This is a genomic window from Flavobacteriales bacterium (assembly GCA_016716605.1).
In the GTDB taxonomy this organism is placed as follows: Bacteria; Bacteroidota; Bacteroidia; order Flavobacteriales_F; family PHOS-HE28; genus PHOS-HE28.
In genome coordinates this window covers 2,598,372-2,623,656 of the sequence record JADJWA010000001.1, presented here as the reverse complement: position 1 = coordinate 2,623,656, position 25,285 = coordinate 2,598,372, and the positions used below count along the sequence as shown (strand labels likewise).

Below are 25,285 nucleotides of genomic sequence, written 5' to 3'. Positions count from 1 at the left end.
TAGCCGCGGAGTTTCCCATAAGGGTAAAAGAGATCATAAAATAACTGCCACCAACATGCGCTTGCCGCAAGCCGCCCTCGTACCGGTGACAACTCCCGTTGAAGCATGATAACTTCGTCCAGGTACAAGATCACGAAAGGCGGCCTGCGGCAAGCGCAGGCCCGTTGAACGCCATTGCGCGCATTGCTTCGCAGAGCCTCGCAAGCGCGCAACAGCGTCCAACAACGAATGACCACCGCTTATAGGCAGCACGCGGCGCTGCTCATCTGCCTCCGGAATTCGTCACGCGAACTGCCTTACGCTGAGCGCGATGATGGCACAGGCTTCCAGCACTTGCTCTTCGGTGATCACCAGCGGCGGAGCGAAACGGATGATGTCGCCGTGCGTGGGCTTGGCCAGCAGGCCATTGTCGCGCAGCAAGAGGCAGAGCTCCCAAGCGGTCTTCGGTGATCCATCGGGCGCGGTGCGCGCTTCGATCACCAGCGCGTTCAGCAGGCCCTTGCCGCGCACCCCCTTCACGAAGGGATAGGCATCCACCAGCTTCTGCATCTCCGCGCGGAAGAGCTTGCCGAGGCGATCGGCGTTGGACGTGAGGCCTTCTTCCTGCACGATGGCCAGGGCTTCCATGGCGATGCGCGCGCCCATGGGATTGCCGCCGTAGGTGCTGCCGTGCGTGCCGGGCGTGAACACGCCCATGACCTCGTCGCTCGCGAGCACGGCGCTCACCGGGTACATGCCGCCGCTGAGGGCCTTGGCCAGGATCACCGCATCGGGGCGGCGGGCGGCATCCTTCTCTTCATCGGGCACGCTGCAGAGCAAACGCCCGGTACGCGCGATGCCGGTCTGGATCTCGTCGGCGATGAAGAGCACCTTGCGGGCCTTGCACGCGGAGATGGCCTTCGGGATGTAGTCGTCGGCGGGCACGTACACGCCCTTCTCGCCCTGGATCGGCTCCACGAGGAAGGCGCATACGTTCGGTCTCGCGCTTTTCCATCTGCTTCAGGTAGCGGAAGATCACTTGGATCTTGCCGCCATGCTCTTTGGAGGTGTTGCGCAGCTTCTCCAGTTCCAAGAGCAGGTCCTTGTGGGTGAGGAGCATTTCGCGGGTGTGGAGAATGAGCAATGAGCAAGGCGCAAGTCCGAATGAGCAAATGGGATCCGCATTTCCTTGCGACTTGCTTATTGCTCTTTTCTTATTGCTCATTCGCCTTTCATCAATCAAGGCCTAAAATGAGAGAGGCGCAATGAGCATGTTGGATCCGTATTCCTTGCCACTTGCTCATTGCACATTCAGCATTGAGCCTTTCCTTAGGCCTAGAACACAGCCCCATCAACCATGCCGACCCCAGCCGCACCCCGCAAGTACGATCTCGAAGAGCGCCTCATAGACTTCGCCGTCATGATCATTGACCTTGAGGAAGGTCTGCCCTCAACGAAGGCGGCCAATCACCTTGGCGGTCAATTGCTCCGTTCGGGCACGTCGCCAGCCTTGAACTACGGCGAGGCGCAAGCAGCGGAGTCGAAGAAGGACTTCATCCACAAGATCAAGATCGTGCTCAAAGAACTGCGTGAGTCGCACATCTGCATTCGCATCATGGAGCGCAAGGGAATGCACAAGGATGGAGCGGTGATAGCAAGGGTGAAGGGCGAGTGCCAGGAACTGGTCCGGATCTTCATCAAAAGCGTTGGAACTGCCACCCAAGCGAGCAAGGCCTGAAATGAGCAATGAGTAATGAGCAATTCTGAATGAGCAAGTAGGCGAGGGTCGCTCGTCAGCACTTGCGCCTTGCTCATTGCGCCTTGCTCATTGCTCATTCCCTCCCTCTACCTTCGCGCTCCACTTTCTATATCATGTTCGAGAACTTAAGTGACAAGCTGGAGCGGGCCTTCAAGGTCCTCAAGGGCCAGGGGCAGATCACGGAGATCAATGTGGCGGAGACCACCAAGGAGATCCGCCGCGCGCTGCTGGATGCCGACGTGAACTTCAAGACGGCGAAGGATTTCACCGATCGCGTGAAAGCCAAGGCGCTGGGCCAGAACGTGCTCACCACGGTGAGCCCCGGCCAGTTGCTCACCAAGATCACCCACGACGAGCTGGCCGAGCTGATGGGCGGGCAGAGCGCGGGCATCAACCTGGGCGGCAACCCCACGGTGGTGCTGATGAGCGGCCTGCAGGGTTCAGGTAAGACCACCTTCAGCGGCAAGCTGGCCAACTACATCCGCAAAAAGGGCAAGCGCGTATTGCTCACCGCTGCCGACGTGTACCGCCCTGCGGCCATCGACCAGCTGGAGACGCTGGGCAAGCAGTTGGAGATCGAGGTCTACAGCGAGCGCGAGAATAAGGACCCCGTGAGCATCGCGAAGAACGCGATCGCGCATGCCAAGCAGCATGGCTTCACGGCCGTGATCATCGACACCGCCGGCCGCCTGGCGATCGATGAGAAGATGATGGACGAGATCGCCGCGATCAAGAAGGCGATCAACCCGCAGGAGACGCTCTTCGTGGTGGACGCCATGACCGGTCAGGATGCGGTGAACACGGCCAAGGCCTTCAACGAGCGCCTGAACATCGACGGCGTGGTGCTGACCAAGCTCGATGGCGATGCGCGCGGCGGTGCTGCCCTTTCGATCCGCAGCGTGGTGGACAAGCCGATCAAGTTCATCGGCACCGGCGAGAAGATGGATGCGCTGGACGAGTTCCACCCGGAGCGCATGGCAGGCCGCATCCTGGGCATGGGCGACGTGGTCTCGCTGGTGGAGAAGGCACAGGAGCAGTTCGATGAGAAGGCCGCACGCGAGCTGAACAAGAAGATCGCGAAGGACCAGTTCGGCTTCGACGATTTTTTAGAGCAGATCGGCCAGATCAAGAAGATGGGGAACATGAAGGACCTCATGGGCATGATCCCCGGCGTGGGCAAGGCGATGAAGAACATCGACATCCCCGACGACGCCTTCAAGGGCATCGAGGCGATCATCAAGAGCATGACGCCGGAGGAGCGGAAGAACCCATCGGTGATCAACGGCAGCCGACGGGCCCGATTGGCCATGGGCAGCGGCCGCGGCATCGAGGAAGTGAACAAGCTGATGAAGCAGTTCGAGGAGATGCGGAAGATGATGAAGATGATGGGCGACAAGACCAAGATGCAGAACATGATGCGGCAGATGCAGGCCGCACAAGGCATGCGCAGGTAGGCGCAGGCATTGTGTGCCCGGTATGGGCGGAACATGCTCCGCCCGCAGATGCGGGAGCAAGACGATGGCTCGATGAACGAACCTGAGATCGAACCAGCCTACGCCGTTTAATTCCTAGGATATCGATACCTCGCCAGAGGACCCGAGGCCACCGGTTTTGGCGGTGTTTGGCATCGAAGCGAGCGATTGTTCTTCCGATGGATCAAGTGCGCGCAATGATGCCTTCCATGCAAAGCACAAATTGGCGGTGCCCGTGCCGATCAATGGACGTGCATGTGGTCCATGACAGGTGCGGGTCAGTATTCGGAGATCGGAACGTTCCTGTTCACGAACGGCTATAGGCGAAGCTGGGGTAATCGCAATCGTTGGCATGCATGGAGTGCAGAATTCGGTTCCTCACCGGGTCACCGCCTTCAAGCCGACGATGGAGGCGATGAGCGTGAAGAGGAAGAAGAGCCGCCAGAAATCCGCAGGCTCCCTGAAGAGCACCATGCCCACGATGGCCGTGCCCGCCGCACCGATGCCGGTCCACACCGCGTACGCCGTGCCGATGGGAAGGGATTGAGATGCCTTGTAGAGCAGCAGCATGCTCACCGTGAGGCAAATGATGAAACCGACGAGCCATGCCACGCGTGTGGGACCTTCTGCGAGCTTGGCCTGACCCAAGCACGAGGCGAAACCCACTTCGAAGAGGCCAGCGATGATGAGCAGGAGCCAGGGCATGCTGCTACCTGATCACATGAAAGACTGTGCCCATGAAGTCGGATTGCGCGATAAAACCGATGTAGCGAGAATCAACGCTTGCGTTTCGGTTGTCGCCGAGCATGAACCAATGCCCGTCTGGAACGACCGTCTCGGGTATCTCATCTTCCTGCCAACCGGGCGCGTGGAAAACGGAATCGGGAATGAAGCCCTGCAAGCGCAGGAGGCCCATGCGCTCCGCAGCAGCATCGATCATGAATACAGCGATGCTGTCCGAACCGATGGGAAAGTGATCGTCGGGATGCATGTCGCCTTGCTGCACGAGCCGATTCAACATCGAAGAATGCGCGCGGTACCGGTGCTTCAGGCTGAAAGCGGCATCGGCCTCTTCGCTATTCACTGACAGACGTCCTGCACGGACCATGATGGTGTCTCCTGGGAGGCCGCACAAGCGCTGCAACCAGACTTCCTTGCGCCCGCCGACGTCGTGCATGAAGCAGATGATATCGAAGCGCTTCGGTGCGATCCAGTCCGAAGCAAGGACATGCGCCCCGCGAGGAATGCCGGGCTCGCAGCCAGCGGTTGGAACGACATAGAACTGCAGATGACCAGTGATGCGCGCGTAGGCGAAGGAGCAAACAGCCAGTGCCGCGAGGCCGCCTCCGATGATCCCGGCGATCATCCAGCCTTTCAATCCGCGTTCAGGTCGATGATCGGCCATCAGAGAGCATGGGCCAAGTGAAGAATCACCCCTGCGCCGCGCGTGCGCTGCGTGAAGAAGGCTGGCAGATGCGGCGTGGCCATGGTGATCAGCCAGCGGTCCTTGATCACATGCGTTGCGCTGGCACCGAGCCGCAATCCGCCGAATCCGCCCATGCTCAGCGTGAGGCCCGCTTCGGAACGCGCACCCAGCATGCTCTCCGCAGCGAAGGCCACCGCCGGCACATAGCCAGGCAGGTTCCGCTGATCCACGGTGATCGAACCCTTCCACCGCTCGCTGAGCCTGCCCCGCATCCGCGCGCTGAGGCGGAAAGGAAGCCAGGTCGAATAGGCCGAGGTCCTGAATCGGATCCCTAGCGTATCGAGCACCTGGTCCTCTCCGAGCACCGCTTGATCGAGCTCAAGGATGTTCTCCACGGTGATGCCCTCGAACACCAGTGCGGTATCGCGCTCCAAGCGTTGTCCGGTGCGGTCCCATGAGCAGAAGCCGAGGTCCTGTGCCTCGAGCTCGATGAGCAGGCCGCGATGCGGGCGCAAGAGCGGGAGCTGCCAGCGACCGGACAGGGCGAGGCCAAGGCCCTGCAGCGATCCGGGTGCGGCCTCGATGCTATCGCTGCGCTGGTAACGGCCGTTGACGTTGGCGCGCAGCACACGGCCATCGGGGCCGGTGTACAGATCCGCCCAACGGATGTCGGCGGCGGCGTGGCTCTCGCCCATCACCAGGTCGATGCGGGCGTAATGTGATTGCCGCGCATGCCGAACGCCCACGCCGATGGTCTGATAGCGCATCCGGGTGAAGCGGGCAGGCCCGAGATCCGCCCTTCGCTCCTCATAGCCGGCATTCCCGAAGAAGGTGATGTTGAACAGGTCGGCGGGGAAGCGCACGCCCATGTGCTCATGGTGCGCCACGCTCACCTCCGGCCGCCAGCGCTCCTGCACCGGGCCTGCGTAGGTGATGCGCGCATCGATGAGGTAGCCAGCGCTGTTCCGCACGCGCAGGGCATCACGCGAGCGTCCGCGGAGCTCGCGGTCCAGGTAGGCGCCGCGAAACAAGGCCACCGGCAATTCATTCAGGAGGCTGTTCGCGTTGAAGTCGAAGGCACCCTCGAGGATCAGGGCGCGCTCATGCCCGGAAATCATGGTATGGAGCCGATCGGGTGGCACCGTCGCCGATGGGTCACGGGGCAAAGCGTGCTGGGCGGAAGCACCCATGGCCCAGAATGACAGCACAACGAGCGCTCCGCTCCTATTCATCCCCATTCACCAGGTAATTGGCCGCCAGCGTAACCTGAAGGTCGAGCGCGTAGGTATCAAGCAGCCTTAAGTGCTGGCTCTGGTCGGCGGTGGTAAAGGCCACGCGCGTGCGCAGACGGGCACCGGTGTAGAGCAGGTCCACCAGCGCTTCATCCAATTCCGCCGTGAGCAGGCTATGGGTTCGTTGCACCACGAGGCCCTCCGAGCCAAGGATGCCCGGATCAGCGATGCCATCCACCGGTATGCTGCCGATCACTTCGCCCTCACCGTCGATGAGGTCGAGCACGATCCGCGCACTCATTGGGAAGCCGTTGGTGGCGAAGAGCCGCAAGGTTCCGCTGCGCAGGGCATGCCCTTCGGCCGTGCCAGGCAGATCGGGCAGGCTGATGCTCTGCAAGGTGAGCTCGTTCGCGATGAGCCGCAGCGGCACTTCCAGGTCGATGCTCGCCCTGAGCTTGCTGCTGTGATAGAGGAAATCGTGGCCGTTGCTGATGTCGCCGAGCGGGTTCAGCGAGAGGTCAAGCTCGTAGCGCGCGCGATCAGGGAGCGTCTCAATGAACTCCGTGAGGTTGCTGTTGCCCACGTTGAACGTGCGCTCCACGAAGGTGGGCTGCGGGCCCGTGCCCGAATCGAGCGCCCGCGTGAGGTTCAGCGGGCCGTTGAAGAGCGCATGCGCGAGCGGGACCTCAGTGCCCGTTCGCGTGTTGATCGCTGTGAGCTCCCGCATGCGCAGCTGCAGGTCCACCCCGAATCCGTTCTCGACCTTCAGCTTGAGCGTGGCCGCCTCAAGGTCTAGCGTGCCCCCGACAAGGGCATCGAAGAGGCCGAGGTCCTCCTCCGTAGGGCCGGTGCTCACTTCGCGCTGCCCGAAGAAACCGCGCGCGAATTCCGGCACGAGGCCGAAGTAGCGCGCCTCAAGGATCAGGCTGTCCTGATCGGTAACGGTGGCGCCCTGCCCATTGGGATCGAGCTGCGCGCCGACTATGGTCTCCAGGGTGTTCACGGCATTCAGCTGCGGCCCACGCAGGTCGAATCGGGCGCCTGCCAGCTCGCGCGTGGCATAGGAGATGGTGGGTTGCGCGGGCGTACCGGCATCCGCTTCGGTGTTAAGCGTGTTGCTGCCGTTGGCGAACTGCGCCGCCGGGATCTGGATCGAGCCCAGGATCCTGCTCTGCACCATGTTGGTCATCTTCAGCTCGAGGGTTCCTTCACGCAGGATCAGCTCACGCAGCGCAAGGTCCTCCAGGTCGAATTCCTGCACATCAGCCTGGTTGAAGAAATTCACGCCAGCCGGGAAATCGAGCGGTCCAGGGAACGGAAGCGCATACCGGTAGAAGAAGGTGGTATCAGGGGCCGTGAGCACCGTATCCAGGTTCAGGTCGAAGAGCTCGCCGCTGTACACGAGCGTCACCGATCCATCGGGGTCGGTGACCAGGAGTGAATCGGGCAGCAAGTCGCGCAGGGTGAAGGTGGTGCGCACCAGCGGGGCCAGGAGGTCGATATCCCACGTGGGCTCCTCACTCACCTTGCGGCAGCCCGGTACGGCGGTGAGGAAAACTGCCCCCAGCAACAAGGCAACCGTCCCGGTCCTGCGCTCGTTCTCCATGCGTGTGGCAAGGTAGGACTAGCATCCGTCAACCCCGTGGCGGAGCGCTTCCGTAACATTGCCTGTGGCCTAGACGCATGAATCCGCTCCAACGCTTCATCCTGTTGCCCACGTTGCTCGCTGCGGTGGTCATGTACGGGCTGTCGTACCTGTGGCATGGAGTAGTCTTGAGCGATATGGACGATCTCTCGATACCGAAGTGGCTCTACTTCACGCTCGCGGCCGTGGTCTATCTGGTGCTCGGATTCGGTCTGACGATGGCCACGCATAAGGCTGTCCAGTACGAATGGATTTCCTTGAAGAAGGCCTTCCCTTTGATGGCCATGCTGCTCTCGGCCGTCATCGGATTCTTCGTATACCTCGTGATCTTTGTGCTGGGTATGAGCTTCGCGAAGCATGGCATGGCGCACGTGGTGGTGGACATCATCTGGCAGATGCTCGAACAGGCCATTGGCGGATTGATGGTGAGCCTCGGCATCATCTACGACATGCACCAGCGCTTCATAGAGCAGGAGCGGGCAGGGTGAGCCAGCTCAAGCAAATGCAAAGGCTGAAAGTCGAAAGCTGGAACAAAGCCTCGGGCCAACCGGCGATTCAACTTTCAGGTTTCAAGTTTCAGCTTTCATGTTTCAGATTTCCCCAAGTACTTGCCTTTCCACAGCCGTTCCAGCATGCGCGCGTATTCCTGCTCCTTCGGATTGTCCCCCGGTGCATAGAATGACTTCCCGCTGATCGCTTCGGGCAGGAATTCCTGATTCACGAAGTTGCCGGCTCCGTCGTGGCTGTATTGGTAGTCCGAGCCGTAGCCGAGGTCCTTCATCAGCTTGGTTGGTGCATTGCGAAGGTGCAAGGGCACAGGCAGGTCGCCGCTGCGACGCACCTCGGACTGTGCCGCACCGATGGCCATGTAGCTCGCATTGCTCTTCGGCGAGCAGGCCAGGTACACCGCGCATTGGCTCAGGATGATGCGGCCCTCCGGCCAGCCGATCATCTGCACAGCCTGCATGGCGGTGGTGGCCATGAGCAGCGCGTTGGGATTGGCATTGCCGATGTCCTCGCTGGCCAGGATCACCATGCGGCGCGCGATGAAGAGCGGGTCCTCGCCGCCCTCGACCATGCGCGCTAGCCAGTACACCGCCGCGTTGGGATCGCTGCCGCGCATGCTCTTGATGAAGGCGCTCACGATGTCGTAGTGCTGCTCACCTTGCTTGTCGTAGCGGGCGGAGGTGCGTGCCACCTCGGCCACCAGCGCATCCGTGATCACGGCCGGATCACCGGCGGCCTTCACGCAGAGCTCGAAGGTGTTGAGCAGCCGCCGTGCGTCGCCGCCGCTGGCGCGCATCAGCGCCGCTGTCTCGCGGAGCTCGATGCTGCGCGCTTTCAGTTCCGCATCGGTTGCCATGGCGCGCTGCAAGAGTTCCATGAGCTGCTCTTCGGCCAACGGCTCCAGCACGTACACCTGGCAGCGCGAGAGCAGCGCGCCGATCACCTCGAAGCTCGGGTTCTCGGTGGTGGCGCCGATCAAGGTGATGGTGCCTTTCTCCACGGCGCCGAGCAGGCTGTCCTGCTGCGCCTTGCTGAAGCGGTGGATCTCGTCGATGAAGAGCACGGCGCTGCGCGCGAAGAGGCCCGCACCGCCGGCCTGCTCGATCACCTCGCGCACATCCTTCACGCCGCTGTTGATCGCGCTCAGCGTGTGGAAGGGCCGCTTCAGCCCTTGGGCGATCAACCGGGCGAGCGTTGTCTTGCCCACGCCTGGCGGACCCCACAGGATCATGCTCGGCAGCATGCCGCCCGCCAATGCCTTGCGCAGCACGCCATCCCGCCCGATCAGGTGCGACTGGCCCACCACCTCATCGAGGGTGCGCGGGCGCATGCGCTCGGCCAAGGGCGTGTTCTCCTGCATGCGGCGAAGTTGCGACGTGATCGGCCTCTCTCGAAATGCAGGATGGATCCGGCTGGCGCTTGAGCCCGACTGAATCAGCAATCAGGAATCAACAATCACGATCTACAAGTCGGGCCCTCTGTTTCGCGCGCCATCAAGCCTCCTCCAACGAATACACGACCATCCCGCTCCGCAGTTTCGGCTCGATGTAGGTGCTCTTCGGCGGCATCGTCCCGCCCTCATCCGAGACGGCCTTCAGTTGCTCGAAGCTCACGGGATGCAGGTGGAAGGCGACTGCAGCCTCACCCTGCTCCACGCGCCGGTCCAGTTCGGTGGTACCAGCGGTGCCGGGCACGAAGCCCACGCGGGGATCGGTGCGCAGGTCGTGGATGCCGAGCACCGGGCCGAGCACCAGCGAGCTGAGGCGTGCGGCATCCAGGCAATCGGCCGCTGCGCATGGCGCGGCCTGTGGCGGGAGCGTGAGCGCGTGCCAGCCGCTGGCCGTGCGCACCCCGATGATGCCCGGCGCGGCGAAGGGGCCTCGTGCGGGTGCGAGGGCGCCGATCCGTGATAAGGACATGAGGAATGCGCGCTCATCCGATCCGCCGAAGTCATTCACCACGCGATCGAAATTGAACACGTAGAGTTGCTTGCGCGGGACGATGAACGCCAGGCACCAATAGGCGGGATCCACATCCGTGAGGCCGCGCGACTCGGCCAGGCGCGCGCTGCTCGCCAGGCGGTGGTGGCCATCGGCGATGTAGAGCGCGGGCACTTCAGCGAAGGCGCGCTGCAATCGCTCGTGCATGGTCCGGTCGGTGATGGGCCAGAGGCGGTGGCTCACGAGGTCGCGCGTGCGATGGGCATAGGCGGACCGTGTGTTCAGCAGGGGGTCGAGCAGCGCCTCCCAGGCGGTGCCATCGGGCGTGGCCAGCAGCACCGGCTCGGCGTTCATGCCCGTGCTGCCCAGGTACTCGGCGAAGAGCTGTTCGCGTGCCGTAAGCGTTTGCTCATGCACCTTGATCCGGCCATCGCGGTACGCCTGCGTGCTCACGCCGCAGACGATGCCGCGCGTGATATTGCCGCGCGATTCCTGCTCATAGAGGTAGATCGCGGGCTGCTCTTCGCGCACCATGGTGCCCGCGTCGCAAAAGCCCTTGAAGGCCATGCGCACGCGATGGAAGCGCTCGGCGCGAGGGAGCTTCACGGTGCTGTCATCATCGGGGCGCAGCACGTGCAGGAAACTATGCGGGTTATCCGCGAGGCGCTGCGCGAGTTCTTGCTGCGGATACGTGACGTAGCTGCGGGAGCCCACGAGGTGCGCCTTCTCCGGCACCGGCCGCCAGGCGCGGAATGGCCGCAGCTCGATCATGGCCTTCAGATCACCGTGGCAGCGCTGCGCCAGGCGAGGATCCGTTCCACCAGCTCATCGCCCACGCGGCCCTGGGCTTCGGCCGTTGCGGCACCGATGTGCGGGCTCAGGCTCAAGCCGGGCTCGGCGAGCACATCAGCGCGCGGTTCGGGCTCGTTCACGAATACGTCGAGCGCGGCTCCGCGAAGGCGGCCTTCCTTGATCGCCGCGAGCAGTTCATCCTCATCCGCGCTGCCGCCTCGCGCGGTGTTCACCAGCACGGCACCGGCTTTCATCAGGCCCAGCTCGCGCTTGCCAAGCACCGGGCGGCCATCCTTCTGGGCGGGCACGTGCAGGCTCACGGCATCGCTCTGCTTCAGCAGCTCATCCAGCGGCACCATCTTCACCGGGACACGCACGGGCACGCCGCCTACCTCGAGCTCGATCGCATCGGCGGTGGCGTGGTTGTCGGCGTAGATCACCTTCATGCCGCAGCCCAGCGCATAACGTGCGGTCCACTGGCCGATGCGCCCGAAGCCGATGATGCCGAGCGTCTTGCCGCGCAGCTCGAAGCCCTTCTCGTACTCCTTCTTCAGCTCCTTGAACTTCGACATGCCCTCGCCCGGCATGCGGCGGTTGCTCTTGTGCAGCGAGCGCATAAGCGTGAAGAGGTGCGCGATGACCAGTTCGGCCACGCTGATGCTCGAGGAGGCCGGGGTGTTCACCACCGGGATGTTCTTGTTGCGGGCATGCGCCACATCGATGTTGTCGAGGCCCACGCCGCCGCGGCCGATGAGCCGGATGCCCGGGCAGGCGTCGATCAGGTCCCGACGCGCCTTGGTGGCGCTGCGCACGAGCAGCACATCAACCTTCTCCTTGTTCAGGTAATCGGCGAGCTGCTCCTGCGGCACATGCTCGGTGGTCACGTTGAAACCCTCCTCCTGCAAGCGGGCCTTGGCTGCTGCCGAGATGCCGTCGTTGGCGTGTATGCGCATGGTATCTGCCGAAGCCTTCGGCGAAGGTTGATGGTCTATCCGTTCTTCTGTGCGAAATGCTCCATCACGTCCACCAGCACCTGCACGCTCTCGATGGGCAGGGCATTGTACATGCTGGCGCGGTAGCCGCCCACGCTCCGGTGCCCACGGATCCCGCTGATGCCGGCTTCCTTCCAAAGGGCATCGAAGGCGGGTTCCAGCGCAGCGTCGCTCATCACGAAGCACGCGTTCATGGTGCTGCGGTCCTCGGCGGCGGCGGTGCCTTTGAAGAGCGGCAGTCGGTCCACCGCATCGTAGAGGAGCCTGGCCTTCGCGTTGTTGCGCCGCTCGATCTCGGCCACGCCGCCAATCTTCTTCATCCACTCCAGGGTGAGCATGCTCACGTACACCGCGAACACCGGTGGGGTGTTATACATGCTCTCCTTGCTGCCGTGGTTCTTCAGGTCGAGCATGGGGCTCAGCTTGCGACCGGTATTGCCGGTGCGCTCCGGGTCGAAGAGGTACACCGTGGCGCCTGCAGGGCCCATGTTCTTCTGCGCGCCTCCGTAGATCAGAGCGAAGTCGGCCACGTTCACCGGACGGCTGAAGATGTCACTGCTCATGTCGCAGACAACCGGCACGGGCGACTCGGGGAATCGCTTCCACTGCGTGCCGAATATGGTGTTGTTGCTGGTGAGGTGGAAGTAGTCCGCGTCCGATGGGATCCCGAAGCCCTTGGGGATGTAGCTGAAGTTCCTATCCTCGCTGCTGGCCACCACGAGGGTCTCGCCTGCGAGCTTGCTCTCCTTGATGGCGCGCGAGGCCCACTCACCGGTGTTCGCGTAGGCACTCTTGCCGCCGGGCTTCATGTAGTTGAGCGGCACCATGTGGAAGCCCAAGCTGGCGCCTCCGCCGAGGAAGACCACTTGGTAATGGTCCGGCGCGCCGAGCAATTCCTTCACCAGCGCTTGCGCTTTGGCCATCACGGCTTCGAAGGGCTTGCTGCGGTGGCTGATCTCCAGGATGCTGAGCCCGCTGCCCTCGAAGTCGAGCACCGCTTGCGCGGCTTGCTCAAAGACCTCTTGCGGCAGGATGCAGGGGCCGGGGCTGTAGTTGTGGACCTTCTTCTTGGTGGCTACGGTCATGGCGTTGGGATTCGGCGGCCAAATGTATTGGCGCTAGGGGAGCCGAACATGACAAAGCTCGCCTACAGCATACCCCTCGCCTTGATCTCCAGATACCGGTTGATCACGTTCACGGTGAGGTCCTGCGGGCGGCAGAGTCTGTGAGCGTCATTCCAACACCAGCTTCCCACCCGTTAGCCACTTGCCCTCATCGGCCACATGAACATAGTACATGCCCGATGGTTGCCTATCCAAGGCCAGCCTATGCTCGACATTGCCCGCGATGCGTTCGCGGCGCACCACGCGCCCATCGGTGGCCATAAGTGTTAGCTCGAATGGCCCATTACCAACGCCCGGCGGAAGCGTGAGCTGCAAGGTGGCTTGCCCCTGCGCGGGGTTGGGGAAGATGTGGAGCGCTCCCAGCAGGTTGGTGGCCTGCTCGGTGATGCCCACGTTGTTGCAGCCAGGCACGATGCAGCCCATGCTATCCACCTTCACCACCCACGTGTCTTGGCTGATGCCCGGCGGGTTGTTGCCGCTGGCGCTGAAGTAGGCCGCGCCCGCTGCGATGAAGCCGCCATCGGCGGTGGGCAGCACATCGTAGAAGCGGCCGGTACCGTCGGTGAGGCCATCGGCCACCGAGAAGTAGGCGAACATCCACAGGCTATCGCCCTCGCTGGTGGTGCGGCACAGCAGACCCTTCTGCCCGCTGCCCATGCCCATATTGGCATAAGTGGCACCGGTTGCGATCAAATCCCCGTTGGGACATTCTTTCCCGGCAAGGAAGAGCGTGGATGGTGCTGTTGGTCCGAATTCATTTTCCCAAATGATGCTGCCATCTGTGCTGTCGAGCTTGGCGATGTAGCAGCGCATGGCTTGGCTGTTGGCGGCATAGCCCCTGGCACTGAAGACCAGCACGTGCCCATCGGCTGCGGTGATGATCTGGGTGCCGGCATCTGAAAATGGGCCGCCCCATCGCACACGCCATTTCAAGTTTCCCAAACTATCGGTGCGCTGCACCCAATGATCCGTATTGCTGATGGTGATGTTATGCGAACCCGCCATGAACAATTCGCCAGCACCTGCAAGCGAGGAACTCAAGAAGCCGCAGAACGGATTTCCCGGCCAAGAGTAGGTTCGGCGCCAAAGCTCATTGCCGTTCTCGTCCGTGCGAATGGCGAATGCCTGATAGGAGGCCAGCCCTTCCGTTCCGGTGAAGCCGACAATGAGGAAATCACCATCGGTGGTGCGCTTCACTTGATAGCCGATCCAGAAGTCATTTCCATTGGGATCACCGAACACCTTGGTCCAGAGCGTATCGCCGTTGGCATCGAAGCGCATGAGATAGACCTCATCGAAGCCGGTGGTGTCCTCGCTGGCGCCGCCCACCACGTAGCCCCCGCCGGGAATGGTGTCGCAGCAGTTGCTCCAGCCTGCGGTTGTGCCATGATATGGCCTGTAAGCGCGCTTCTCCCATTGCTTTGCACCATTGAAGTCGAGCTTGGTAAGCAGCACAGAATAATGGCTGAGCCAAAAGTCCGGGCCAAGACTGTCCACATCCGCACTCGTTGAGGTTACCATGTAACCATCCTCAAGCAGTTCAATGTTGAATGCACCCTGGGCGAATCCCCACCCAAACGCATCGTAGCGTTCATTGAATCCCTGGCCCATTGCCAAGGATTCAATGAACGCTGCCGCTCCAAACAATAGCGAGCGCATGGCCGCTTATTGCACTACCAAACGCGCTTGCTGGCTCGGCTGGTCTGGTCGCAACACCTCGATGAGATATAGACCACTGCCTAATCCATCAAGTGGTATGGTAGCGATGCCTTGGTTACCGCTGAGCACAAAGCTGCTGAGTTGGCGACCATGCACGTCGAGGACACGAAGCTGTGCTTGGTCGCTCCCTCCAAGATCGAATGCCACATAAGCGGCGTTCCGCGCAGGGTTCGGGAAGACTTCGAGAAGTTCATCATCATGCCATTGTACAGGTTGCACCTGTAGTGCGCGACTCGCAGACTTCGGTCCGGTTTCCGGTAGCACAATCACTTCTTCTGGCAATTCTTCGCCTAAAGCGTGCAGCCAGGCATTCGCCCAAGTGCTGCCTTGTACATCGCGCTGTTGGCCCAAGTTGGCCAACCAAGTGCGCAGGGCCTCATCGGGTTCTGCCAAACCTTCTTGCTGTTCCAGTTGTGCGTAGCGCTTCAGCAGGGTGTAGCGCTCCGGGGAATCGCTGGCGCTCTCTTCGGCCAAGGCCAGGGTTTCCAAAGCACTGTAGTCGCCCTTGGCCGTGAGCACACCGCTCACGGCGAGCGCATGGTTCTCAGCGGGCAATTCTCCGTGCAATGCGAGCAAGGCATCCAACGATGCGGCCAGATCCTCTTCGTCCAACCAGCTCATGCGGCCCAGATCGGCGAGGGCCTCGGCTTTGTTGCCGCCGTGCTTGGCCATGGCGCTTTCTAGTAGTGTTAGCACGTTCAATCCGTTCTGCGCGGCATGCACCAGGCTCGCATAACCTGCGGGCAGGCCGTAGTCATCAACCATCAGCAAGGCTTCTGTTTGCAGCGGGCTGTTGCTCAGCAGGGCTTGCGTGATGTGCCAGGCGCTCATGGCGGGGCTGCGCTCGAAGGCGGCTTGCCATACATCCAGGCTCACCTTGGGCGCTACGCTCTGCAGCGCATTGCGCACTTGCGTGCTGCTCTTGGTTGGGTCGTCCACGTAACCCAGCAGGCTGTAGGTATCGCCGTTGTCCTTGGTGGCGTCGTAGGCGTCTTTGCTGCTCTCGTAGTCGGCATGCTCGCCTTCGGCCAGGAGGCGCTTCACTTCCTTGCCACCATCGTCGAGCAAACTGGGGCAGTGTTGTTCTTTGCTCGTCCAGCCGACAAGTTGATCACTCGTGATGATCTCAATAGGATTATCCGCGTAATTCGGTTTGGTGCGATCGGTCGCTGTTGGGAAATGATGGAAATACTCTACCACCGTCGCCGTCACCTGCACGTGCCAATCCTCTTCGGGGTCTCCCGCACCGGTATGATCCAAGCTGAAGCGGTTGCCGGCGGGGTTCTTCCATTCCGTTTGGTCAAGGGGATTGTTAATCGGACCACCCTGTGTCTTCTGCACTCGCACATCGCCACCTGTGAGAGCATTGTCGAAGAAGTTGGCATCGGCTAGGCCGTAGTCGTTGCACTTCACCTCCAGGCCAAGGGCATCGTCCTCACCGGCGTTCTGGCCTTGTATGATGCTGCCGGTGTAGAGGTTGTCGAACGTGTTGTTGTAGAACGTGTTGTAGTCGGGGCCGCTATCCTTGATCACCAGACCCACCTTGCGCGGCGCGCCGGGCTGGGTGGTACGGAAGCTGTTCTCCTGGATGCGGTAGCCGGTGCATTGGTCACTGTACACGCCGTAGGTGGCGCCCACGATGCCGGGCGTGAAAGGTGTGGGCACATCGAAGCTGCACCGTGTGATGCTGGCGTCTTGGGCGCCCTCCATGCGGATGCCGAAGTTGGTGCCGGTGAAGGTGGCGTTATCCACGCTGAAGGTGCGATCGGTCTTGTAGGTAACGGCAAGGATACCCCTGTGCAGATTTGTGAAGCTGCTGGTGGTGACGTCTTGCGGCGGGCATGGCGTGCCTAGGGGCACTAGGCTGGCACAATCATCGGCCACGGTGAAACTGCTGCTGTTGTTGCTGATGCCGGCGCCTTGGTGGTAGGGCATTTCCAGCTGTTGGCCAAGTAGCGTATTGCGCCAGGAGCAGCCCCGGAAGGGGATTCCGCGCACTCCTTCCATGGCCACGTGGCTGTTGGGATAGAGCCCCTCCACCGGTATGCCGCCGTCGGTGACGAAATCGCAGCGCTTGAAGATGCTCACGTTGGGTATCACATCGCCGTTGCTCAAGCGGTTCTCGAAGGGTCGGAACACCACATCGTGGATGTTGTTGAGGAAGCGCGAATCCTGCGCACTGACGATGCCGCCGGTGCTCTCCTTGATGATGGCGCCCAGTGGATCGTTGAAATCGCCACGCGCGGTGAACACGCCGGTGCGCGCGTTGGAGATGGTGCTGTTATTCAAATCCAGGTAGCCTTGGTTCGCTTGAGTTTGCTGTGCGAAGTAGTTGCCACGCAGTTCAATGCCGTCCCACAGGCTGTTGGGGCATTCGTCGATGCTGGTAAGCGTGGCATCCTCTACGATGAGCTTGCCGCCACGCTCCACCACGATGCGCGTGGGCCACGCCAGCTGCTCGGTATCGGCGAAGCGGATGGTGCAGTTGGAGATGGTGAGGGTGATGCCGTCGGGGATGAGGATCGTGCCTACGATGTTCTTGTCAGAGTTCCATGTTTCATCGCCTTGCAGAGTGTAGGTGTGCGTGTCGTCGCTGAGCGCTTCCATCACGGTGAAGTCGTAATCGATGCGGCTTTGGCAATCTGGGAGGAGCTTCACGAGATAAGCGTCGTCGAAGTTGTGGCTGGTGTTGCCGGATACCACCAAGCCGCCGTCGGCGGATTCGGTGATTCGGTACATGCACTCTTGCTTTCGGATGTCACCCGGGAAGCAGGTGCCTTCGTCACCGGGCTCAGAATCGAATTTGGTCTTCCACATTATACTGCCATCTGCCAAGCTCAATTTATTGACGTAGGTGTCCGTACTCCAATAGTCGTATTGATTGGTATTCGGCCAATCATGATTGAACTGTTCCAAACAGGTCTGCAAGGTGCCAGAGAGGTCGGAATAGCCGAAAGCGTTGGAAATGGAATAAGGGTCTGGCCAGGATGAACTGACGATGGCTAGGTTTCCATCGCTGGTTTGGATGACGCCTGCTTGCAGATCATAGGCGCGGACCTCGCCCAATGGGCTTACCCAATCCGGCACTGAATTGTTCAGCGAGAGTCGGTAAACACGCAGATCCGCAATGCTTCGTCCACTATAGGTCTCCGTGGTGATCTCGTAGTCGCTGAGCACCGGCCAGGCAATGCCTATGACTCCTTGGTCATCAACTAATGTCGCATTCGTGGAGAACTGATGCAAAGCGCTCGAGTGGGTCTGCGCGAACCAAGGGTCAGCGGTAGTCCAGGATTGAGATATGGTGAAAGGCGCGCTTTCGGCATCCTCCACATGCGCGACAAAGGCGCCCTGCTTGCCATTCGGGTATGTTGTCCCGGCGAGGACCGCGTGCGTGAGTCCGTTGATGACCTTGGTGCGCACCGAAAGCGTGCGCATACCTGCGTTGGGCTGCACCCCTGGAATGTTCGCCCTATCCACCACATGTCCATCGCTTCCACGAACGCGCATGTACATCTGACCTCCGGCGTCCATTGCCACATAGAACCCGCTCCCCTGGCCGCCCGGCAGCATCATGGGAGCTAAGCTCCAGATGCGCGAGGTTTGCCCCCATGCTGTATAGGCATCAGGAGGGTTGCCATAGGCGTTCTGCCAAATCAAGTTAGCATCAAGGTCAACTTTCACCATGTATCCCTTAAGGCCAATTTCGCCATAAGGCGGCAGCCCTCCACCCGGCGAATCATCGCAGTCAATCCCAGAAATGTCCTGGCTTAATCCAACACCCGGATTGTATGGCAACGACGTGTATGGGCCTTGTGCGCTAGTGCCCTTCCGAGGTGCACCAACCTCTCCTGCCGCAACAATGTTCCCGTCGATGTCCTGCGCGACATCGTAGAACGTCCCGATCAAGTAGCTGCGGCACCAGAGCTGCTGCCCATTCATGTCGTACCGAGCAAGCCAGCAGCGTGGTTGGCCCTTTCGCTCCTCTAAAGTTTCCAGTTCATTCCAGCCAGGTGTGTTGCCCGGCACGTAGCCAAAACAGCCCGTTTCATCAAGAGGGAACCAGTTGCGCGCCTTGTTGTAACCGGCTGCGGCATACCCGATCTGCTGGCCGTTCTCATCGTACAGATTGCAGTGTGAGTACCACCAATCCTCACTGCTCTCCTCCCTGCTAATGGCACCACCGCTTTCCGGGCCTTCAACCAGCGTATTGCCGATCCAGGTGTATCGGCTTCCATAATCCGGCCTGAATGGTGGATGCATGAAGTCGCGCCATTCCACGGTTGGTGGCGGCTGTTGTGCCTGCGCGTTCGCTCTCATCCCTCCGAAACCCTTATCAGACAAGGGGTTCAGTAGGGGGGGGGGGAATGAATGCCTCGACCAGCACAAGCTTCAGAAGGTATTTGGTGAACATGGCAGGGAGTTTTGGTGAGGTGAACCTAGCATGCCTTTATCCTCCTTCTTCAACAATGATCTAACAAAACGAGGAGCGGTATTTGGAGGGCTTCGCCACCTCTACAGCATCCCCCTCGCCTTGATCTCCAGATACCGGTTGATCACGTTCACGGTGAGGTCCTGCGGGCGGCAGAGGATCGCGGGCAGGCCGTGCTGCTCCAACTCGCGCGCGATGAGGCGCTTCTCGTGCACCATTTTCTCGGCGATGGCGCGCACGTACACCTGCTCCGTATCGGTGGGCAGGTGGCGCAGGTCCTCTTCGAGATCGGTGTTGAGGAAGAAGATGGGCACCACCAGGTGCTGGCGCGCCAGCCGCTGCAGATAGGGCAGCTGGCGGTGCATGGCCTGCGCGCTCTCGTAGTTGGTGTAGAGCAGCAGCAGGCTGCGCTGGTGCAGTTCGCGGCGTACGGCCATGAACAGCGCCTCGAAGTCGGTCTCCTTGTAGTCGGTGCCTTGGGCGTAGAGGGCTTGCAGGATGTGCTGCATGTGGCCGCGCTGCCGGCTGGCGCGCACGAAGTCGTGGGGTGTATTGCTGAAGGTGAGCAGGCCCGCGCGGTCCTCCTTGCGCATGGCGATGCTGCTGATCACCAGTGAGGCATTGATAGCGTAATCCAGCAGGCTCAGTCCCTCGAAGGGCATCTTCATCACGCGGCCGGTGTCGATCAGTGAGAAGACCTGCTGCGCCTTCTCGTCCTGGTACTGGTTCACCATCAAGCGGCCGCGGCGCGCGCTGGCCTTCCAGTTCACGGTGCGGCGGTCGTCGCCGGGCACGTATTCCTTGATCCGCTCGAATTCGCTCTGGTGCGCCACGCGGCGGATGCGCTTGATGCCCGCGAGCGTGAGCCGGTTGCTGATGGCGAGCAACTCGTACTTGCGCAGTTGCAGGTAGCTCGGGTACACGGCCACTTCCTTATCCGCATCGAGCACGAAGCGGCGCTCCATCAGCCCGAGCACGCTGCTCACCAAAATGTTGATGTCGCCGTAGCGGTAAACGCCCCGCTGCACAGGACGCACATCGTACCTGAATGCGCGCTTCGACCAGGCGCCGATGCTTCCTGTGAATTCAAGGTCGCGCTTCTGGAACTGGTGCGGCAGCTCATCCAGCACGCGCAGCCGCATGGGGATGCCGTAGCCGCTCTCGAGTTCGATGGTCACCGGATTCTGATCGCCGTTGCTCCAGCGGTCGTAGGTGCGCCGCGCGCCGTGCAGGCCGGAGCGGGGGCCGAACAAGAGGAAGAGCTCGGCAACCAGCGCGAGCGTGAAGGTCAGCGCGCAGAGTTTCGCCGCCACCAGCAGTGGATCCCACGCCCAGCCCAGCACGAAGAGCAGCACCAAGGCCCAGCTGATCCCGAAGAAGCGGCGGGTGAGGAAGATGCTGCGCAGCCGATGGAGCATTCTAGCGCGGCACTTCAATCTGCTTCACGAGCTGCTGCACCACCTGGTCGGGGCTGAGCCCTTCCATCTCGCGCTCGGGCGTGAGCTGCACGCGGTGACGGAGCACATGGGGGGCCATGGCCTGCACATCCTCTGGCGTCACGAAGTCACGGCCCGAAACGGCAGCGCTGGAGCGTGATGCACTGAGGATGGCGAGCGATGCACGCGGCGATGCGCCGAGCATCAAGGAGCCATCGTGGCGCGTGCGATCGACGATGGCGGCGATGTAACGCAAGAGTTTCTCCTCGCAGCGCACCTGGCGCGTGAGCCAGCGTGCGCGTTCCAGTTCATCGGGGCCGATCACCGGGATGATGGCATCGGCGCTGAGCAGTTCACGGCCTTGCTGCGCACGCATGAGGATCGCGGTCTCGTCCTCCACGGTCGGATAGCCGACATTCAGCTTGAAGAAGAAACGGTCGAGCTGCGCTTCCGGCAAGCGGTAGGTGCCTTCCTGCTCGATGGGATTCTGCGTGGCCACTACCATGAAGGGCGGTGCCAACGGATAGGTGCGGCCGTCCACGGTGACCTGCCGTTCCTCCATCGCCTCGAAGAGCGCGCTCTGCGTCTTGGCAGGCGCGCGGTTGATCTCATCCACGAGCACGATGTTGCTGAAGATGGGGCCGGGACGGAACTCGAAGGCGGTGGTTCGCGGGTCGAAGACGCTGGTGCCGATCAGGTCGCTGGGCATGAGATCAGGGGTGAACTGCACACGCGAGAAACCGGTGCGCACGCAGCGCGCGAGCAGTTTCGCCATCAGCGTCTTCGCCAGTCCTGGCGCGCCCTCGATGAGCACGTGTCCATCGCTGAGCAGCGCGATCAGCAACAGCTCAACGACTTCTTCCTGGCCCACGATCACCTTGCGCACCTCCTGGCGCAGGCGGTCGGTGGCGAGCTGCAATTCGGTGAGCGGCACATGCGGGGCGAAGGAGGCGGGCGCGCTGCCATCGGCGCTGGCAGTGATCGGGCCGGGATCGGCCGGCGGCAGGTAGGGGGCGTGTTCGTCGGTCATGGTTCAGGGGATGCGTTTGCGGAGATCGTGAAGTTCGTTGCTCAAGGCGAGGAGATCGGCTTCGCTCAGGTGCGGCGCGGCCTCGACGCGCTCAAGCGCTCTCAGGCGACGGCCCATCTCATCCGTGGGCATGCCGGCCTTGGTGGCCAGGTGCCGGATGGACTCATCATCGTACGTGAAGGCGCGCAGGTAGGTGCGCGCGCGCATGTCCTCCTTGAAATGCTGGATGAGCGAGCGCGCGATGCCGGCATGATCGCCCTTGTGCCAGTACAAGCGGCCGATGGTATCCGCGAGCTCGCGGCTGGCGTTGCGCGGCGGCTCGATCACCGGAATGGCACGCTGCTGGCGGCGCACATACACCAGTGCGAAGAGCAGGAGCAGGATGAGCGCGAGGTAGTAGGCCCATTTGAGCCCTGGCTGGCTCAGGATGAAGCGGAAAAGCGAGGTGTTCTCCCTGCGGCCGGCCTTCTGATACTCATCCCACCACAGCGGACGCGGCGGCAACAGGCTCAGCGCCGCAGCAGCGAACTGCGCGTTGCGGTCCTTCAGCAGGTTGTAGTTGGTGAAGGCGAGCGGTGCGCTGCAGAGCACGATGCGGCCATCGCCCCAGGTCATGTGCAGCAGCACGGGACGAGAGGCGCCATCGACGGCCACCACGCGCGTGCGTGCCGTGTCGTAGCTGGTGAAGTGCGCGCCGGGAAAGCCGCGCGCGAAGCGGAACACGCCGTTAGCCATGCGGTGCTCGCCCACGAAGCGGATGTCGCAGGTATCCTCCCGGATGCCGAAATCCTGCGCCACCCCGACTCGGAGCGTATCAGCCAGGTCATTGCCGAACCAATGCGCTGACAGGAACATGTGATCGCCCAGTTCCACCATGGCCAGCAATCGCTCAGCGGCGTATCCATCGATGGCGATGTGGTCGTTGATCAGCACATGATTCACCGGTTCACTCACTGGAAGCTCATCGTACAAGCGGCCATCCGCCGTGGTCACGAGCGGGTCGGTGAGGGCGCGAACCTCGGGGAAGAGGTCGGGCAGGCGCTCGTAGAGATGCTTGGCGCCGTATGGCGACTTGTGGTGCCTCGAGAACGACCATGACCAATCCATCGGCTTGGGGGCGAGCGATTCGAGCACGGCCAGCAGCAGGATCAGCGTTCCCAGCCCGATCAGCAGCCGTTTCTCGAATCGGTTCATCGCGCCGGTGCTTGCTCGAATTCAACGAAGGGCCGCCGGAACGAGGCGTAGCGCTCGCGGTCCACTTCGGCATGGCCGTACCAAACCCATTGGAAGATGAGCGCGGCATTCGCGAAGCGCGCGCGCATCGCAGGATCCTTCAGCTGCCGCATGTAATCGCGGTCGGTGCGCTCAGGGCTCCAGTTGAGCAGGCCCTGATCCACCAGCTTGCGCAGCACCTGCAGGTAATGCAGGCGGATGGCGCCGCGCCAGTCCGCCGCTTCCTCGGCCTGAGCGATCAGCGCCGGAAGGTCCATCTCCCTGATGTCCTCATCGGCACTGGTCACCTGCCCAACGCTTCGCGGCGCGCCGTGGAAGATGTTGCGCAGGCCGTTGCGGCTCAGCACCACGATGGCGGTGATGATGGCCAGGAGGCTGATCAGGTAGATGAGGTTATCGATGACGAAGCCGCCGGCCTTGGTGCCCAGGATGCGCTGCAGCCAGTCGAAGAGCCATTGCTTGAAGCGGTCCCAGAGGCTCGGTGCCCGGCGCAGGTCGGTGTCGTAGTCGATCTCGGCGCGCAGCGCATCGATCCGCTCAGCGCTGAATGACCGCATCTCCGGGCGCTCATCGGGTGCCAGGCTGTCGGCAGGCGCGTTGGCGAAGGCCGGGGCAACCGCCAGCAAGAGCCCGATGAGCAGCGAGAGCGCCCGCATCCGCTACACCTGATCGAAGCCCGCGATCTTCTCCTTGAGCCCGATGCCCTCGGTCTCTTCCACGCGGCTGAAGTACTTCAGCATATAGGCGACCGCGATCACCGGGTAGGTGAGCATCTGCACGCACCATTGCACCGCCGTGCTGACCGCATTGAAGGCGCTGATCCACGCCGGCAATTCCAAAGGGCCGCCGCCCGTGGCCGATTCCAGTCCGGCATTCACGCCGATCACCAGGCCTGCGATGGTGAAGGGCAGGACCAGCACTTGATCAATGATGGACTTGATGATGACCATCACGATCGCGAGCCCCAGCGTGGGCCAGAAATCACCGCTCACCAATTGATTCGACCGGCTCAGCGACCCTGCCCCTCCGGTGCGCTCAATGGCATGCGCGGCCAAGACGAGCGAGAGCACGGTGGCTGGATAGATCGCAGGCAGCACGCACAGGATCAGGCCGAGCAGCACGAGCAGCCCGGAGAGCGGGCTCGCGCCGAGGTAGGGGCCGATCTGCGCGAGGCCGCGTTTGATGATGTCGCCTGAACTGAGCACCTGATGCTCGCCGAGGTGGTACGCGCGCAGGTATTCATGCGCCATCGCTACCACGAGGGCCCAAGCGGCCATCAAGAGCAGCATGCCGGGCACCAGGCCGATCATGCTGGATCCGAGCAAGGCCAATGCGCCTTCCGGATCGCTTTCGGCCCTGATCTGGAAATGCTGCACGCCAGCAAGCGCATCGCCGGACAGGAAGCCGCCGATCAATCCAACAGGCAATCCGATCAGTGCGATGGCACGAAGCAGCGGCCGCCACTCCTGCCGCAGGAAAGCGAAGGTGTCCGAGAAGATCTGTCCGAAATCACGCGCCTTGCGCAGCTGAAAGGGTTCGCCGGTGTGCATGGTAAGGAAGGATGATGAAATACCAGATCACCCACGCGAGCGATCCTAGGATGATGGTACTGGCCACCCAAGGCCGCAGGGTGAGCGCATGCCGGGTGACGAAGCTCTCGAGGAATCCGGCGAGGATGAAGACCGGCACCAGGCCCAGCACCACCTTCAATCCGGTCTTCGCACCGCGCCGGAAGCTCTCGCCGCGCGTGTAGGTGCCGGGGAAGAGCCAGGCGTTGCCGATGCAGAGACCCGCTCCGCCCGCGATGATGATGGCCGAGATCTCCAGCGTGCCATGCACCCAGATGGTGAGCACGCTCTCGCGCAGCACCCCTTGCTCGTGGAAGAAATACTGGAATGCGCCGAGCATGATGCCGTTGCGCAGCAGGATGAAGATGGCCCCGACGCTCAGGAAGATCCCGGCCACGAAGGCCGTGAGAGAGACCTTGATGTTGTTGATGGTGATGTAGATGAACATCAGCGATCCGTCCTCATCGGCATATACGTGCATCGGGCGGCCTTGGCGGATGTTATCGAGGGTCATGTCCACGTAGTAGTCGCCGAGGATCAAGCGCGGGAAGGTCTCATCGTGCGCCGTGCTCACCGCGCCGATCAGCACCGCCACGGCGAATACCGCGAAGGAAAGCAGGAGCTCGCGCCGTGCCGCGTACACGGCTGAAGGCACTTCCTCGGTCCAGAAGGTGATGAAGCGCCCGCGCGGCACGCGCTTGTTGCGATAGATGTGGTGGTGCAGCCGCAGGGCGAGCCCATTGAGGTAGCCCACCACGGCGCTGCGCGGATAGAAGGTGCGCGCGTAGCTCAGGTCGTCGCTCAGCTCGATGTATAGCGCGCTGGCCTCATCGCCGCTGAGCTGCGCAAGGCCATTGACGCTCTGCTCCAAGCGTTGCCATTTCGCCTGGTTGCGCTTGATGAATGCCGCTTCGCGCATGGGTGGGCGAACATACGGGGAGCCGGGCATGGGATGGACTGCCGACCAGGCGACCGCTGCACCATCGAGGACCATTCGTGCCT

Annotated in this window: 20 protein-coding genes; 3 read left to right on the top strand and 17 right to left on the bottom strand. The window is 62.0% G+C overall.

What is annotated here, in order from left to right; translation table 11 throughout:
- Positions 1–282 precede the first annotated feature (282 nt).
- Positions 283–957 (bottom strand): aminotransferase class III-fold pyridoxal phosphate-dependent enzyme, encoded by a 675-nt coding sequence (locus IPM12_10570; GenBank protein ID MBK9148242.1) that lies wholly within the window; start codon positions 955–957, stop codon positions 283–285.
- Between the two features lie 379 nt (positions 958–1,336).
- Here IPM12_10570 and IPM12_10565 point away from each other — a divergent pair, with 379 nt between their 5' ends.
- A complete protein-coding gene (locus tag IPM12_10565) occupies positions 1,337–1,717 on the top strand; it encodes a four helix bundle protein (protein ID MBK9148241.1) in 381 nt (126 codons plus the stop codon).
- Positions 1,718–1,851: 134 nt separating this feature from the next.
- A complete protein-coding gene (gene ffh, locus IPM12_10560; GenBank protein MBK9148240.1) occupies positions 1,852–3,192 on the top strand; it encodes a signal recognition particle protein in 1,341 nt (446 codons plus the stop codon).
- 396 nt (positions 3,193–3,588) lie between these two features.
- On the opposite strand, the gene IPM12_10555 is transcribed toward ffh, so the two are convergent.
- The 4 genes from IPM12_10555 to IPM12_10540 all read right to left on the bottom strand — a co-directional run bounded on the left by IPM12_10555 (position 3,589) and on the right by IPM12_10540 (position 7,474).
- Positions 3,589–3,915 (bottom strand): multidrug efflux SMR transporter, encoded by a 327-nt coding sequence (locus IPM12_10555; protein MBK9148239.1) that lies wholly within the window; start codon positions 3,913–3,915, stop codon positions 3,589–3,591.
- Positions 3,916–3,919: 4 nt separating this feature from the next.
- Positions 3,920–4,615, bottom strand: coding sequence for a signal peptidase I (lepB, locus tag IPM12_10550; protein MBK9148238.1), 696 nt, complete (start codon positions 4,613–4,615; stop codon positions 3,920–3,922).
- The gene (locus IPM12_10545) at positions 4,615–5,754 is read right to left on the bottom strand and encodes a hypothetical protein (GenBank protein ID MBK9148237.1); all 1,140 of its coding nucleotides are present in this window, start codon (positions 5,752–5,754) and stop codon (positions 4,615–4,617) included. Before IPM12_10545 ends, lepB begins: the two co-directional genes overlap by 1 nt.
- Before the next feature lie 106 nt (positions 5,755–5,860).
- Positions 5,861–7,474: a hypothetical protein gene (locus tag IPM12_10540; protein ID MBK9148236.1), complete on the bottom strand. Its 1,614-nt coding sequence runs from the start codon at positions 7,472–7,474 to the stop codon at positions 5,861–5,863.
- Positions 7,475–7,551: 77 nt separating this feature from the next.
- On the opposite strand from IPM12_10540, the gene IPM12_10535 reads away from it, so the two are divergent.
- Positions 7,552–8,001: a hypothetical protein gene (locus IPM12_10535; GenBank protein ID MBK9148235.1), complete on the top strand. Its 450-nt coding sequence runs from the start codon at positions 7,552–7,554 to the stop codon at positions 7,999–8,001.
- Positions 8,002–8,096: 95 nt separating this feature from the next.
- Here IPM12_10535 and IPM12_10530 read toward each other — a convergent pair whose 3' ends face one another.
- The 12 genes from IPM12_10530 to IPM12_10475 form a co-directional block, all read right to left on the bottom strand.
- Complete coding sequence (locus tag IPM12_10530) at positions 8,097–9,380, bottom strand: replication-associated recombination protein A (protein MBK9148234.1); 1,284 nt, start codon at positions 9,378–9,380, stop codon at positions 8,097–8,099.
- 133 nt (positions 9,381–9,513) lie between these two features.
- Entirely contained in the window at positions 9,514–10,731 is a 1,218-nt protein-coding gene (locus tag IPM12_10525) for a DUF1015 domain-containing protein (GenBank protein ID MBK9148233.1), read from the bottom strand.
- 5 nt (positions 10,732–10,736) lie between these two features.
- Positions 10,737–11,705 carry a D-2-hydroxyacid dehydrogenase gene (locus IPM12_10520; protein MBK9148232.1) on the bottom strand — a complete coding sequence of 323 codons (969 nt, stop codon included), beginning with the start codon at positions 11,703–11,705 and terminating at the stop codon, positions 10,737–10,739.
- Positions 11,706–11,740: 35 nt separating this feature from the next.
- Positions 11,741–12,829 (bottom strand): 3-phosphoserine/phosphohydroxythreonine transaminase, encoded by a 1,089-nt coding sequence (gene serC, locus IPM12_10515; GenBank protein ID MBK9148231.1) that lies wholly within the window; start codon positions 12,827–12,829, stop codon positions 11,741–11,743.
- Positions 12,830–12,976: 147 nt separating this feature from the next.
- On the bottom strand, positions 12,977–14,527 hold the full coding sequence (locus IPM12_10510) for a T9SS type A sorting domain-containing protein (protein MBK9148230.1): 1,551 nt from the start codon (positions 14,525–14,527) through the stop codon (positions 12,977–12,979).
- A gap of 6 nt (positions 14,528–14,533) precedes the next feature.
- Positions 14,534–18,847 (bottom strand): T9SS type A sorting domain-containing protein, encoded by a 4,314-nt coding sequence (locus IPM12_10505; protein ID MBK9148229.1) that lies wholly within the window; start codon positions 18,845–18,847, stop codon positions 14,534–14,536.
- A gap of 252 nt (positions 18,848–19,099) precedes the next feature.
- On the bottom strand, positions 19,100–20,434 hold the full coding sequence (locus IPM12_10500; GenBank protein ID MBK9148228.1) for a DUF58 domain-containing protein: 1,335 nt from the start codon (positions 20,432–20,434) through the stop codon (positions 19,100–19,102).
- Position 20,435: 1 nt separating this feature from the next.
- Entirely contained in the window at positions 20,436–21,482 is a 1,047-nt protein-coding gene (locus tag IPM12_10495; GenBank protein ID MBK9148227.1) for a MoxR family ATPase, read from the bottom strand.
- 3 nt (positions 21,483–21,485) lie between these two features.
- The gene (locus tag IPM12_10490; protein ID MBK9148226.1) at positions 21,486–22,676 is read right to left on the bottom strand and encodes a hypothetical protein; all 1,191 of its coding nucleotides are present in this window, start codon (positions 22,674–22,676) and stop codon (positions 21,486–21,488) included.
- Positions 22,673–23,371, bottom strand: a complete 699-nt coding sequence (locus IPM12_10485) for a DUF4129 domain-containing protein (GenBank protein MBK9148225.1) — start codon at positions 23,369–23,371, stop codon at positions 22,673–22,675. Before IPM12_10485 ends, IPM12_10490 begins: the two co-directional genes overlap by 4 nt.
- A gap of 3 nt (positions 23,372–23,374) precedes the next feature.
- The gene (locus IPM12_10480; GenBank protein ID MBK9148224.1) at positions 23,375–24,265 is read right to left on the bottom strand and encodes a hypothetical protein; all 891 of its coding nucleotides are present in this window, start codon (positions 24,263–24,265) and stop codon (positions 23,375–23,377) included.
- Positions 24,225–25,202: a stage II sporulation protein M gene (locus IPM12_10475; GenBank protein ID MBK9148223.1), complete on the bottom strand. Its 978-nt coding sequence runs from the start codon at positions 25,200–25,202 to the stop codon at positions 24,225–24,227. Before IPM12_10475 ends, IPM12_10480 begins: the two co-directional genes overlap by 41 nt.
- Between the last annotated feature and the right edge of the window lie 83 nt (positions 25,203–25,285).